We start from the raw sequence: 14,001 nt of genomic DNA on the forward strand, positions 1-14,001 counted from the left end.
CCATTCTCTAAAGCTAAATCGATTGCACTCTCTAACGTTAACTCTCTAGAAAAGGCTGCTGTCGAAAGTAATACCAATAGCCCTAATATTTTTTTCATCAACTTCCTCCAAATAATTTATTTTAAACCCTATTCAAGTTTAGAGTTTTTTATCCCAAAATATTCTATTTTTGTTATGTGTATTTTTTGTGTAATAGCTTCATATTTCAGTTTTTTTACAAAAGAAAAAGAGCTATAGAAGCTCTTTCTCAAACTTTATTTTAAAAGTTGATCTTTATCATTTTTGTCATACTCAATAACTCTTCCTAAAGAATCCCCTGGTTCGCTATAAGGATAATCTTTCACACTAGCCACTATACCTGTATTTGGTGATTTATACTCCTTTACCACATTTCCAAATGCATCATATTGAACAAATAAAACATCATCTTTGTTTACCTTATCCATCACTTTTACTTTTGCTTCAACAAACCCACCTTTTTCAGCACGAATACGACTCCAAGTATTTCCATAGAATGTTTCTACTTTTGATTTTATCTCTTTAGCATCTAAATAATTCCAATAAATAAGATTATTTAGTACTCCATCTGTTGCTCTAGCTACTATTTCTGCTTCTTGAGTTTCTGAAGACCCTAATTCAAAAGTTATACTTGGAACTCCTAATTCAACAAAAGATGTTTCTACCGATCCCTTTTCACCATTATCCATTTTTACGATATCAGAACCTGTTAACTCAGCCATCTTCTTTATATCTAAATTTCTAAAATCTGCATACACGAATAATGGAAACTGGCTTCCTTTTCCACTTGTATGTAGATCAATCACCTTATCCGCATTTTTAGATAGTAAATTTTGCCATATTAATGTAGAGTATTTTTGATCAACAGTAGTTACCTTTCCAGAATCCATCTGTCTATTCACGTCTGATGTATTCTCTGAATTCCCTCCAAACTTGTATCCTCTAGTATTATTTAACAGTCCAGGAATATTCATCCCATGAACTATAGTAACTGTTCCCTTAACATTCTTAGGATTTAATTTTTCTTTCACTTTATATGTTGCTAAAATAGGATTCAACTCATTTCCATGAACTCCAGAGTTTACTAAAAATTTTCCTCCTGTTTTTTCTCCTTTTATAACAGTAACTGGAATATACCAAGGACTACCTAAACTATTTTCTGTTCCTTGGAAAAAGAACTCATGAGTTTTCCCTACTTCCAAATCAGTTACGTCGAGATTTGTAATTATATCTCTTCCTAAATATTTTCCCCCAGTGTACTCTGTTTTAGCTAAAGTAAGTGCTGATAACGATAAAAAAGTTAATAATAAAGTTTTTGACATTTTTGTCCTCCCGATTTTTTTAGTATCTACCCCAAAAGAAAAGGCATACCAAAAAATGGTATGCCTTTGAGAACTTAATTAAAATCTTAATAAGCGTATTGTTATGGCAGCGTCACAATACTTAATTCACAGGATCACAAGATCATAGCCCTCGGCCTTAGGCTCCCTTTGTGGAAGTGAACTAACCTCTCTTCTATTGTTAGCAGGAGTATACTATAAAAAGAATTTTTCTGCAACCATTTTTTTGAATTTTTTTATTTTTTAAAGGATAATTTGAAAATATAGTGTAATATTATTCATAGCAACTTTATTGAAAATATTAGGAGGAAAATATGAAAATAACTATAATTTTAGATTTTATATGCCCGTATTGTTTTGTAGGAGAAAAGATTCTTGAAAAAGCGCTTAAAGAAAAAAATATTACTCCTGAATTTAAATTCTTACCGTATGAACTTTCTCCAGAACCAAAACCACAAGCTGTTGTGAACGAGGCTGGAAAAATATATTTTCAGAAAAATATTGTCGAGTGGGCAGAGTCTGAAAATATTTTAATTAATTTCCCAACTGTAAATCCTAAACCTCGAACAGCTCTAGCTTTCGAAGGTTTATACACTGCTGAAAAATATAATAAAGGAATTGAGTATATCCGTGAAGTTTTAGATGCATATTGGCTTCATAATAGAGATATTGGAAATATTAATGTGCTAACAGATGTTGCTAAAAATTTAGGTATTCCTGAAAACGAGTTTTCTGAATCATTAAGCTCTGGAGAATTTAAAGAGCAACACTATAAATTAAATTTAGAGGTTTCAGATTATGATTTTGATGTAGTTCCTACATTTTATATAGATGAGGTTCAACTAAAAAATTTCCCTAGAAGAATTGAAAAGTGGTTAGAAATTTTAAATTAATTAAGATAAGAAAAAATGAGAGGGTTTCCTCTCATTTTTTTATTAATACATTCTATATCCCATAGATGTCAATTTTTCTTTTACTTTTTCTTGATGCTCTTTATCAAAGCACTCTAAAACAAAACTTGCCTCTTGAGAAGTAATTCCTAAGTTTGGACTATACATTGTTTGATTAACACTTAAAATATTTGCGTTCATTTCACAAATTGCAGCAACTACTTTAGCCATCTCTCCCACTTTATCAGATAATTCTACTGAGAACGCAAATCTTCTTCCTTCTAGAATTAATGCTTTATTCAATACTCTTTCAACTAGATTAATATCTATATTTCCACCTGATATAACTGCACAAACTTTTTTATTTTCAACCTTTATTTTTCCTGCTAAAATTGCAGCTACTGTTGTAGCTCCTGCACCTTCAGCAACAACTTTACTTTTTTCCATAAGGAATAAAATTGCCTTAGCTATTTCATCTTCTGTTACCGTTACAATTTCATCAACGCACTCTTGAACCACTTTAAATGGCTCACATCCTGCTTTTCTAACTGCTATTCCATCAGCTATTGTTGGTTTTGTTGTAATCTCACATACCTCTTTCATAGCTACAGCTTCCATCATTGATGCTGCATTTGCAGCTTCTATTCCTATAACTTTTGCTTCTGGTCTTAATGATTTTATAGCTTTAGCTATTCCACCAATAATTCCTCCTCCACCGATTGGTACTAAAACAACATCTACATCTGGAATATCCTCTAATATTTCTAAACCTATTGTTCCTTGCCCTGCCATTACAAATTTATCATCAAAAGGGTGTAAAAAAGTGGCACCTGTTTCTTTTTGAATCTCACAAGCTTTTCTATAAGCATCATCATAAACTTCACCTTCTAGAACTACTTCAGCTCCATAAGATTTAGTCGCTGCAATTTTTGCTAAAGGTGCTGTTGCCGGCATAACTATTGTTGCTTTTATTCCTTGTGCCGCTGCTCCTAGTGCAACTCCTTGTGCATGATTTCCTGCCGATGAAGCTATTACTCCAGCAGCTCTTTCTTCAGCTGAAAGGCTAGCTATTTTATTTAAGGCTCCTCTTAATTTAAAAGATCCTGTTTTTTGTAAATTTTCTAATTTAAAGAATACAGAATTCCCTGTTAAATCCTTTAATGTCGGACACTCTACTACAGGTGTTCTTTTTAATGAATCCTTTATAGTTTCATTAGCTTTTAATATATCTTCTAAGGTAAAATTGCAATCCACGGTTTAACCCCTCCAAAAATTCATTATTATACAACTTTTAATAAGTTTATTATATATTTTTAGGACAAGTTTTTCAAGCTTTTTTTAGTTTTTTTGATTTCTAGTGATCTTATATATTGTAAACAGTAACATTCCCGCACTAATAAACTGAATTGGTGACAACATCTTTTTGTTAAATATATAATCAAAAACTATTGACGAAACAGGAAAACATAACTCACACATTGTTGCTATATTTGCTCTTATGTGTCTAAGCCCTAAGTAGTATAGCAATACTGCTCCACTACCTGTTGTTAAACCAATAATCACAAATATCAGCCATTGGTCTGGAGTTGTTTTCAAGAACCATCCCATATTTCCGTTAAATAGTACTATCAATCCTGTAATTATTGATGTAAAAAGATATCTTGTATATAAAGCCGTTCTAAATGACGAGTTTGCCAATATCTTTTTTCCAAATACTGTTGAACTTCCAAAAGAAAATGCAGCTAACATAGCATACAAACTTGCTACTCCAACTTTATCCCCGGCTTCAAAGTGAGGAAGCGTAAATTGGAAAGTTAGGAAGTATCCACTTATTAGTGCCGCTAAAGCCCAGAATATAAAATTCTTCCCTACTTTTTCTCCTAATAAAATTCTTGCTAAAATAATTGCAAATACCGGCTGTAATTTTTGTAGCAATGTTACTACTGTTAAATGATTAAAGTTTACTAAAAATAGAGCTTTTACTATTGACAACGTACCTAAAGCTCCTCCAAATAGTGCTATTAAGAAATAGAAAAACAGATCCTCTTTTCCTAATTTCTTTATATTCGCTATCTCTGTTTTTCCGAACAATAAACTCATTCCTAATAATGGAAGTAGATGCAGTACAAATACCACATAAGCTACATCCAGTTTAAATAATCTGGGTGTTAAAACTATACCATCAAATCCCCACATAGTTGCAGCTAAACAAACTAATCCTGCACCTAAATATTGTTTTTTTATGTTAAACACTTTGCCCTCCTAGAAAAATAAAGTTGTTTGATTTGTTTCACTTAAAGCTTCTATACAATTCAACTCTTTTAATTTATCTACTGTTGTTTGAGATGTTTTTGTTCTTCTCTTCAAATCTTCATAAGAGATGAATCTTCCCAACTCTCTTTCTCTAATAATATTCTCCATAACAGAAGCACCTAGTCCATTTAAAGCCATCAACGGAACTCTTATTTTACCATCTTCTATTGTGAATCTATATCCATGCGATTTATATACATCTAGATTTAAAAATTCAAATCCTCTTGCGTGCATCTCTACTATTATTTCACACACTGCTAGTTGAGCCTTTTTCTTTACATCCAATTTAGGCTCTTTATTTAACTCTTGTATTCTTTCTCTTACACTCGCTAAATCTTTCATCAACTCAAAGTCAAAGTCCTCTACTTTTCTACTTAAATATGCCGCATAAAATGCTAAAGGATAATGAACTTTGAAATATGCTATTCTCATTGCCATCATAACATAAGCAACCGCATGTCCTTTAGGGAACATATACTTTATTCTTCTACAAGATTCTATATACCATTCAGGAACTCCATGCTCTTTCATTAAATCAGAATACTCTTTCCATTGATTTACATTTTTACTTGGCTGTCCTTTTCTTACAAATTCCATTATCTTAAATGCCGTACCTTTTTCAAGCCCCTGATCTATTAAGAAGTTCATAATATCGTCTCTAACTGATATAATCTGTGAAAGTGTTGCCTTTCCTTCTCTTACAAATTCTTGGGCGTTATTTAGCCATACATCTGTTCCGTGTGAAAGACCCGATATTCTTACAAGTTCTGCAAATGTTGTTGGCATTGTATCTACAAGCATCTGTCTTACAAATCCTGTTCCAAACTCTGGAACACCATAAGTTCCAACAACTGATCCAATCTCTTCTTTGGTTACACCTAATGATTCCGTTCCAGAGAAAATCTTTATAGTTTCTGGATCCGCTAAAGGAATATCATAAACATTTACTCCAGTATATTCTTGAAGCATTTTTATTGTTGTAGGATCATCATGCCCAAGTATATCTAATTTTACTAGCTGCTCATCCATTACATGATAATCATAATGTGTTGTTGTAGAGTCACTCGATTGATCGTTTGCAGGTCTTTGAACTGGACAAAACTCATATATAGAATTCCCTTGAGGTACAACTATCATACCACCTGGATGCTGCCCTGTTGTTTTCTTTGCACCTTCACACTTTTGAGCCATTCTCATAACTTCAGCTCTACCTGAAATGATACTGTGATCTTCAAAGAATTTTCTAACATATCCTTCAGCATTTTTCTCTGCTAAAGTTGATATTGTTCCTGCTTTAAATACATTACTTTTTCCAAATAACTCTTCACAATATCTATGAATTTCAGATTGATACTCTCCTGAGAAGTTAAGATCTATATCTGGAACTTTATCTCCATCAAACCCCATGAAAACTTCAAACGGAATCGAATGTCCATCCTTTTTTAATCTTTGACCACACTTTGGACAATCTTTATCTGGTAAATCGACTCCAGCTCCTTCTCTTTCAATAAACTCTGAATGTTTACACTCAGGATTTGTACATAAATAATGTGGATATAATGCATTAACCTCTGTTATTTCCATCATATATGCGACTATCGAAGACCCAACTGAACCTCTCGAACCAACTAGATACCCATTGTCTAAAGATTTTTTTACTAACTTTTGTGCTGATAAATATAGTACTGAGAATCCGTTTCCTATGATTGCTTTTAACTCTCTTTCAATTCTTGCCTCAACATTTTCAGGTAAAGGATTTCCATAAAGTTCGTAAGCTTTAGTATAGGTCATGTCTCTTACAATATTTTCAGCGTTATCTATTTTAGGCGGATAGAATCCACTTGGAATTGGTTGAACCTTATCAATTTTATTATTGATATCATTTGTTGCGTCAATAACAATCTCTCTTGCGATATCATCACCTAAGTAACTAAATTCTTCTAAAAGTTCACCCGTCGTTCTAAAGTAGAATCCATTATCAACTCTATATTGATTTTCCCTAAATACACTTCCACTTCCATAAAGAAGAATAGATCTTATTTTATGATCCTCTTTCTCTAGATAGTGTACGTTTGAGGAAGCAGTTACTATTTTTCCATTTTCTTTAGCTAAATCATACATATACCTATTCATTTTTTCTACATCTTTAAACGAAGCTATAGCCCCTGTATCATCACTATCTAAAAATTCTGAAAATGTAACTCTTGGTTGTAATTCAACATAATCGTAAAACTGTAAACATTTTTTTACTTTTTCCAAATCATTTCTAAAGTACGCTTCTGAAAGTTCACCATTATTTGCAAAATGAACTGATGTCGGTGCTCCTAGTATAAGTCCCTCTCTATTTTCACTTAATACAGTTTTTAAAATTCTCGGTTTTTTATTTCCAAAGTAATCAATATGAGCTTCTGAAATTAATTTATAAAGATTTTTCAATCCAACTAAATCTTTTACTAAAACCATTACATTTCTAATATCCTGCTTTCTAAAGTTTAGTGGGAAAGCTCCTGTCATATTCAGTTGATTTGTTACTCCAACCTCTAAATATCTCTCTAAGAATATTGCAAACATAGCTGCTGTAGCTTGAGAGTCATCAACAGCTCTGTGGTGATTCTCTAGTGCTACTTTTAAGAATTTTGTCATAGGTTTTAGTCCATATCCTTTTTGATTAGGATATAGATCTCTCGCCATTTGTAGTGTATCTATAACTGCTGGATTGTAATCTATATCTAGATACTTTTTTATATCTCTTTTCAAGAATCCCATATCGAAAGGTGCGTTATGAGCCACTAAAGTTGCATCTCCTAAAAACTCCATAAATTTAGGTAATACCTCTTCTATTGAAGGCATTCCTGCTACTAAAGCGTCATCTATTCCTGTTATTTCCTGAATTTTTTTTGGAATAGGTTTCCCCGGATTTATAAGCTGAGAATATCTATCTACAATTCTTCTACCTTGAAGTTTAACTGCTCCAATCTCTATTATTTCATTTTTATGTGAATTAAGACCTAAAGTCTCTAAGTCAAACACTACATATGTCTCTTCATCAATCAAAACATCTTTTGCATTTTGCACCATCGGTTGAGTATCATCAACCATATACATCTCACAACCAAAGATTATTTTTATATCTTTACCTTTTGCAGCTTTATACGCAAACGGGAAAGCATGAACAACACCATAATCAGTTATCGCAACAGCTTTATGCCCATAGTTTAACGCTCTTCCTACAATTCCTTTTACATCTTCTACTCCACACATTTCACTCATTTTAGTGTGTGTATGTAACTCTACCATTTTCTCTTCAGATAAATCTTGTTTTTTAGACTTCTCTTTTTCTAATTTATTTAAAATATTAACTAATATTATTTCCTCATTATTTTCAAAAGTATCTATCTGTTTTTTTCCACTAATTTTTACAAAATCTCCAACTTTAACATCAAAATCCTCTGGACTATTCAAGAAAATTTTTGCAGTTATTGAATCTTCACCATCAGTAATTCTTAATACTTGAAGAATCTTTCCAGTTCTTAACTCTCTTCCTTCAGTAGCAAACAGCTCACCTTCTACAACTGCAATTTCATTCTCTATAAGTTCTTTAAACTCTGATAATGGCATACTTGGACTTTTTATATCTTTCTTTTTACTGAATCCACCTCTTCCTGTTGGAACTGCCGATTTTATCTCAACTGGTGGAGCAGCAACTTTTGCAACTGTTTCTTTTTCCTCTTCTTTTTCACTTAACGTTATTATCTGATTCTCAATTTCACTCTCAATATTTTTTATCTCTGAGTTGAAATCTCCCGAAACAAAGTTAACTTTAAATCCTTTTATTCCATAGTTCTCTAAAAGTGTTTGCAACTTTACATCTAAATTTGAACTATAAAGTGTTTCTACTGCCATTTCATTTTTCAACTCTATATCAACATTATTTTCTCTTATAGAGACTCTATAAAGATATAAAAATGATTTTGAAATAGCATTTGTTTTTTTCAATTTTTCGATAACTCTCTCTACAATCTCTAAAAAACTCTCTTTGCTTATCTCCTTAGACATATACTCTATTTTAAAATCTATATCTAATTCACTTCCAAACTTCTTTTTTAAATTTTCATAAGCCTTATCTAATCCTTTTAAATCTTGCGGAGTAGAAACCACACATATAAGATCCATCTTTTTATTTCTCTCGCTGAACACTATCTCTGTGATTTCGATATTTTCAATCCCCATCTCTTTAAAAATATTTCTTTGAGGTCTTATTCTAATTTCTCTTCTCAATTAGTTTTCACCTAATAATCTATCTAAGATGATTGAAACCGCCGATCTAACTGATAGATGGTTATAGTCTGCCGCCCCTCTAATTGGTTCTAAAATGTAATCTGACATATTCATAACCTCATCAATCAATCCCCATCCTGTTCCGAATAGAATTAAATATGGTTGATCATCATTTATCATTTTCTCAGATAAATTTTTATAGCTTATTGAGTTTGGGAATGTTTTTGCTGATGTCGTTATTATTAAAGGTTTCTTTCCTTCTCTTGCTTCTATTTCAGCGATACTTCTCTCTATAGATTCATAAACTCTCGTTCTTCCAAAAGCTTCCTCTCTATCTCTGTTATATCCTGTTCCGAAACCATCTTGCCAGTAACCTATAATTCTTTCAGTTAATTGCTTTTGTGCATCTACAGATACTATTATATGATATTGATTAACATCATAAGTTCTACAAGTTCTTGATATATCGTGTATATCAAAGTTTGTTACTGATGTACATACTACGTCCCCTCTTTTATTGTATACAGGTGAGTGAACTAGTCCTAAATATATTGCTTTTCTCATTTTTTTACCTACCCTATTCTCTCTAATTTTTTATACATCTCTATTTTATCTAAGTAAACCTGATTTGCATATTGTAAATAGTCTACATTTTTATCAGAAAGTTTTTTGATAGCTTTAGCTGGAGATCCTACAATTAAATCCCCCTCCTCTGCTATCAACTTATCCGTTACTAAGCTTCCAGCTCCAACAATACAGTTTTTAGGAATCTTCGCTCCATTTAACAAAATTGATCCCATTCCAACAATGACATTATCACCTATTTCACAACCATGAATTATACAGTTATGACCTACTGTTACATTATCACCTATAACTACTGGGAACGGAGTATCTCCATGAACCGTAGTATTGTCTTGAATGTTTGAATTGTCTCCAACTGATATCTTACTCATATCAGCTCTTAAAACTGCTGAAAACCAGATGCTAACATTTTTTCCAGTTTCAACATCTCCAATTATTGTAGCATTTTCAACTATAAGATTATTCTCACCAATTTTTGGAACTAAATTTCCTAATTTATATATCATTTGCTCCACTTCCTTTTATCTCTTTTAAAAGTTTTTTTTCTAACTTTGAGAATTCACGGTCTTTCAATAACTCAGGTCTTCTTTCTAGAGTTCTTTTTAAACTTTGTTTTAATCTCCATTCATCTATATTTTTATGATGACCTGACATAAGAACATCTGGCACCTTTAATCCCTCATATTCAGCTGGTCTTGTATAGTGTGGATAATCTAAAAGTCCATTATAAAAAGAATCATTTTCATAAGACTCTTTTTTTATAACTCCAGGAATCAATCTTATTATTGAATCTGATATTACCATTGCAGGTAACTCTCCACCAGTCAAAACGAAATCTCCTAACGAAATCTCTAAATCAACTTTGCTATCAATAACTCTTTCATCTATTCCTTCGTAGTGACCTGCTATTATTGTTATCTCCTCTTCTTGAGCTAAATCACAAGCTAACTTCTGATTTAATCTAACTCCTTGAGGAGAAGTGTAAATTACCTTTCCACCATTTTGCTCTAAGGCTTTAAGTAGCGGTTCTGGTTTCATAACCATTCCAGCTCCTCCACCAAAAGGCATATCATCACACTGTCTTTGTTTTCCCTCAGCAAAGTCTCTTATATTAACTATATTAATCTCTACTTGCTCTTTTTCCACAGCTCTTTTAACTATACTATGCTCTTTAAACGAGTCAAAAAACTCTGGAAATAGTGTTAATATATTTATTTTCACAACTTTCTCCTTAGTCTTTCTTTTTTTCTCTCATACCATCAATTAACGAAACTAAAATCTCTCTCTTTTCAAAATCTATTTTTTTTATAAATACCTCTACATCAGGTATCATCGTTTCATATTCATCATCTTCAATAACATATATATCGTGAGCAGCTGTCTCATAAACATCTACAACTTCTCCAATATTTTCTCCATCTTCTGTTATGGCTTTCATTCCTAAAACATCATTTGCTAAAAACTCATCCTCTTCTATTCCTAAGATATCTCTTCTTACTTTTATAACTCCGTTTTGAATTGAATTTGCATCCGTTTTATTAGTTAACTCTTCAAATTCAAGAATCCATTTTTTATCTACCATATTTGATGCTTTTTTAACCGTTAATATTTTTACATCACCTGAAGGCAATTCAACCATAACTTTACTTCCGTTTAATGGTTCTAAATCATCCAAATTTGATGTAACTTTTATAGCTCCTTTTAAATGGTGAGTTCCTGAAACTCTTCCAACTGATAATAAATCCATTTTTAATTCTCCTTCAAAATTCTTTAATTAGTCTACAAATTCAACATTTACATTTAATTTATCTTTTACTCCAGCAGCTTGCATAACTCCTCTTATTGCATTTGCTGTAAGTCCATTTTTTCCTATAACTCTTCCCATTTCTCCCTGAGCTACACTAACTTTAAATGTTACTGTATCATCTATTAAATCATAACTTATTCTTATTCCCTCTTTTGTTTCAACTAACTCACCGATTATATAATTAATTAATTGCTCTAATTTTTCCACAATATTATCCTCCTGATTTTTTATTCTTATAACTCTCCAGACCAAGGTCCTTCTGAAACTATTTCAGCTTTAACCCATTTTCTATTTAAATCTTCAACAATCATTCTTACATCCTCTTTAAAATCTGTTGTTGATACGATTGATAAATCTCCTGCGTCAGCATTTTTAGTTCTTACTACTCCAACACCTTCGTAAGCTTCCATTATTTTATTGATAAAATCAATATCCTCACGTTTCGTTTTTATTTTAAATTCATAACTATCCATTCTTACTCCTTTTTAAGCTAAAAGGAGGCTTTCAAAAATTAGGTACCCCCTCTTTTATCAACGCCTCACTTATTAAAAGTTTTATTCTGCTTCAAATACCTCAGCTAAGTCTATAAACTGCTCTATTGTTAAATTTTCTGCTCTCTCTGTTTCAGGAATATCTAATTTAGCTAACTTTTCTCTTATGGCATCTTTCGAATATCCTAAAGTAGATAAGTTATTTATGATATTTTTTCTTTTATTAGAGAATGCTGCTTTAACATATTTAAAGAACAATTCTTCAGAGATTCTACTTTCATACCTTGCGTCTTTATAGAACTTTATCGACATAAAAGCTGAATCTACTTTAGGTGGTGGTGTAAAGAATGCTTTGGGAATTGTAAATAGATATTCTGCTTCACCGTAATATTCTACGGCTAAAGTTAAAACACTTCTCTCTTTTCCTGATTTTGAGCAAACTCTTTCTGCCACTTCCTTTTGTACCATTATGAACATTTCACTAATTCTGTCTCTATGCTCAATTATTTTATTTATAATAGGTGAAGTTATATAGTATGGAATATTCGCTACAACTCTTCCCTTCTCTATTACTTCTTTTAAATCTACCGTTAAAACGTCTTGCATTATTAGATTAAATTTTGGATTTGATGAATACTTTTTTGTTAAGATTTTTTCTAAATCTGTATCAATCTCTATACAAGTTACCTTTTCAGCTCTTTCTAAAAGTAAAGCTGTTAAAGCTCCCTCTCCAGGCCCAATCTCAATTATATGCTCATCTTTTTCAACATTTGAAACTTCCATTATTTTATTCAAAACATCGTTTTGATCTGTTAAGAAGTTTTGTCCAAATTTTTTCTTATGTTTAAAGGACATCTTACCTCCTTTTATTTCTATTATTATTTTCTAACTACTTTTCCGATATAAGGAAGGTTTCTATATAATTCATCATAATCTAGTCCATATCCTACTACGAACTCATCTGGAATTTCAAACCCGATGTATTCTCCAACCATTTCAACTTTTCTTCTGCTTGGCTTATCTAATAAAGAACAAACCTTTAAGCTATTTGGTTGTTTTGACATTAAAAACTTTTTAACAGATTCTAGAGTTAATCCTGTATCAATTATATCCTCTATTATTAGAACATCTTTTCCTGTTAAGTCTGCATCAACATCTTTTAAAATCTTTACTACACCTGTGCTATCAGTTCCTCCATGGTAACTAGAGACTTTCATGAAATCCATAGCTAAATCCATCTCAACATTTTTCAGTAAATCTGCCATGAACATGATTGACCCCTTCAGTAAACCTACGCAAATAAGATCTTTACCTTTGTAATCTCTCTCAATCTCTTTTGCAACCTCTCTTACTCTTGCTTGTAAATCTCCTTCAGAAATCATTTTCTCTATTGTGTAATCCATTTTTCCCTCCTAAATTTCAAATAATAGTTTACAAAATATTCTATCATTTAAGCTACTATTTATCAAGTAATTATTGATATTTTAGTGCCACTATGATATTATTTTATAAGTATTTAAAGTATTTTATTATTTAATTTCACAGTACCAATTTAGGAGGAAAAATGAAAAAATATTTAGCATATCTGCTATCTTTTATACTTGTTATTTTTATTTGTTTTTTTAGTTTTAACATATTTTTGAAGATATCTTTCAATAAAAGTTTCTATTCATTACCAAATTTAACTGGAATGAATTTAGATCAGATTAAAAAAATTGACTCTATTGATAAAGTAAATGTTATTATTGCTGGAAGCGACTTTTCTGACCTTCCTACTGGAACTGTTTTCAGACAAAATCCTTCTCCTGAAAAAACTGTGAAAGAGGGGAGAACTGTTAGAGTTTGGTTAAGTAAAGGAAAGGACGATTATATTATGCCTGACTTTACTAATAAAAACTTAATTGAGGTTTCTGCAAAATTACAAGAAGAGGGTGTGAGAATTAAAAAAGTTTCTTATACATCTTCAAATTTACCATATAATACAGTTTTAGCTACAACGCCTTCTTTAGGACAGAGTACTCAAAAAAATAAAGGAATTTCACTTCTTTTAAGTAACTCTAACTCTGTAGCTTCTGTAGAGGTTCCAGATACAATAGGTTTCACATTTGATGAAGCAACTAATGAATTAATTTCAAAAGGCCTTATTATTGGAACTGTTCAAGAAAAAGTAATTCCTGACTTAGAGAAAGGAATTGTTATCGAAACAACAAATATTGGAGAAACTGTCCCTGTTGGAAGTATTATTGATATTGTTGTTAGCTATTAATTTAAGGAGTGTG

At 31.5% G+C, this 14,001-nt stretch carries 14 protein-coding genes; 2 read left to right on the forward strand and 12 right to left on the reverse strand.

The genetic code is table 11. The annotated features are described in order from the left end of the window. Positions 1-254 precede the first annotated feature (254 nt). Positions 255-1,340: a succinylglutamate desuccinylase/aspartoacylase family protein gene (locus L992_RS03950; RefSeq protein ID WP_052193899.1), complete on the reverse strand. Its 1,086-nt coding sequence runs from the start codon at positions 1,338-1,340 to the stop codon at positions 255-257. A gap of 332 nt (positions 1,341-1,672) precedes the next feature. Between L992_RS03950 and L992_RS03955 the strand changes: the two genes are divergently transcribed. Then, positions 1,673-2,251 carry a DsbA family protein gene (locus tag L992_RS03955; protein ID WP_047394560.1) on the forward strand — a complete coding sequence of 193 codons (579 nt, stop codon included), beginning with the start codon at positions 1,673-1,675 and terminating at the stop codon, positions 2,249-2,251. Between the two features lie 42 nt (positions 2,252-2,293). Here L992_RS03955 and ilvA read toward each other — a convergent pair whose 3' ends face one another. The 11 genes from ilvA to hpt all read right to left on the reverse strand — a co-directional run bounded on the left by ilvA (position 2,294) and on the right by hpt (position 13,125). Continuing rightward, the gene (gene ilvA / locus L992_RS03960) at positions 2,294-3,502 is read right to left on the reverse strand and encodes a threonine ammonia-lyase (protein ID WP_047384046.1); all 1,209 of its coding nucleotides are present in this window, start codon (positions 3,500-3,502) and stop codon (positions 2,294-2,296) included. Between the two features lie 84 nt (positions 3,503-3,586). Next, complete coding sequence (locus L992_RS03965; RefSeq protein WP_047394652.1) at positions 3,587-4,492, reverse strand: DMT family transporter; 906 nt, start codon at positions 4,490-4,492, stop codon at positions 3,587-3,589. An 18-nt stretch (positions 4,493-4,510) separates the two neighbouring features. After that, a complete protein-coding gene (locus tag L992_RS03970) occupies positions 4,511-8,791 on the reverse strand; it encodes a PolC-type DNA polymerase III (RefSeq protein WP_052193904.1) in 4,281 nt (1,426 codons plus the stop codon). Positions 8,792-8,839: 48 nt separating this feature from the next. Further along, positions 8,840-9,403: an RNA methyltransferase gene (locus L992_RS03975; protein ID WP_047384043.1), complete on the reverse strand. Its 564-nt coding sequence runs from the start codon at positions 9,401-9,403 to the stop codon at positions 8,840-8,842. Positions 9,404-9,411: 8 nt separating this feature from the next. After that, positions 9,412-9,930 (reverse strand): gamma carbonic anhydrase family protein, encoded by a 519-nt coding sequence (locus L992_RS03980; RefSeq protein WP_047394565.1) that lies wholly within the window; start codon positions 9,928-9,930, stop codon positions 9,412-9,414. Next, positions 9,920-10,645 (reverse strand): tRNA (guanosine(37)-N1)-methyltransferase TrmD, encoded by a 726-nt coding sequence (gene trmD, locus L992_RS03985; protein ID WP_047384039.1) that lies wholly within the window; start codon positions 10,643-10,645, stop codon positions 9,920-9,922. The genes L992_RS03980 and trmD overlap by 11 nt, the downstream gene beginning before the upstream one ends. A 10-nt stretch (positions 10,646-10,655) precedes the next feature. Then, positions 10,656-11,171, reverse strand: a complete 516-nt coding sequence (rimM, locus tag L992_RS03990) for a ribosome maturation factor RimM (RefSeq protein WP_047384037.1) — start codon at positions 11,169-11,171, stop codon at positions 10,656-10,658. A gap of 27 nt (positions 11,172-11,198) precedes the next feature. Next, on the reverse strand, positions 11,199-11,438 hold the full coding sequence (locus L992_RS03995) for a KH domain-containing protein (protein ID WP_047384035.1): 240 nt from the start codon (positions 11,436-11,438) through the stop codon (positions 11,199-11,201). 26 nt (positions 11,439-11,464) lie between these two features. Beyond that, positions 11,465-11,704: a DUF4911 domain-containing protein gene (locus L992_RS04000; protein ID WP_047384033.1), complete on the reverse strand. Its 240-nt coding sequence runs from the start codon at positions 11,702-11,704 to the stop codon at positions 11,465-11,467. Between the two features lie 81 nt (positions 11,705-11,785). Further along, positions 11,786-12,577, reverse strand: coding sequence for a 16S rRNA (adenine(1518)-N(6)/adenine(1519)-N(6))-dimethyltransferase RsmA (gene rsmA, locus L992_RS04005; protein ID WP_047384032.1), 792 nt, complete (start codon positions 12,575-12,577; stop codon positions 11,786-11,788). 23 nt (positions 12,578-12,600) lie between these two features. Next, positions 12,601-13,125, reverse strand: a complete 525-nt coding sequence (hpt, locus tag L992_RS04010) for a hypoxanthine phosphoribosyltransferase (RefSeq protein ID WP_047384030.1) — start codon at positions 13,123-13,125, stop codon at positions 12,601-12,603. 161 nt (positions 13,126-13,286) lie between these two features. On the opposite strand from hpt, the gene L992_RS04015 reads away from it, so the two are divergent. Beyond that, complete coding sequence (locus L992_RS04015) at positions 13,287-13,988, forward strand: PASTA domain-containing protein (protein WP_047384028.1); 702 nt, start codon at positions 13,287-13,289, stop codon at positions 13,986-13,988. The last annotated feature ends 13 nt before the right edge of the window (positions 13,989-14,001 follow it).

The organism is Cetobacterium sp. ZOR0034 (assembly GCF_000799075.1).
Lineage (GTDB): Bacteria > Fusobacteriota > Fusobacteriia > Fusobacteriales > Fusobacteriaceae > Cetobacterium_A.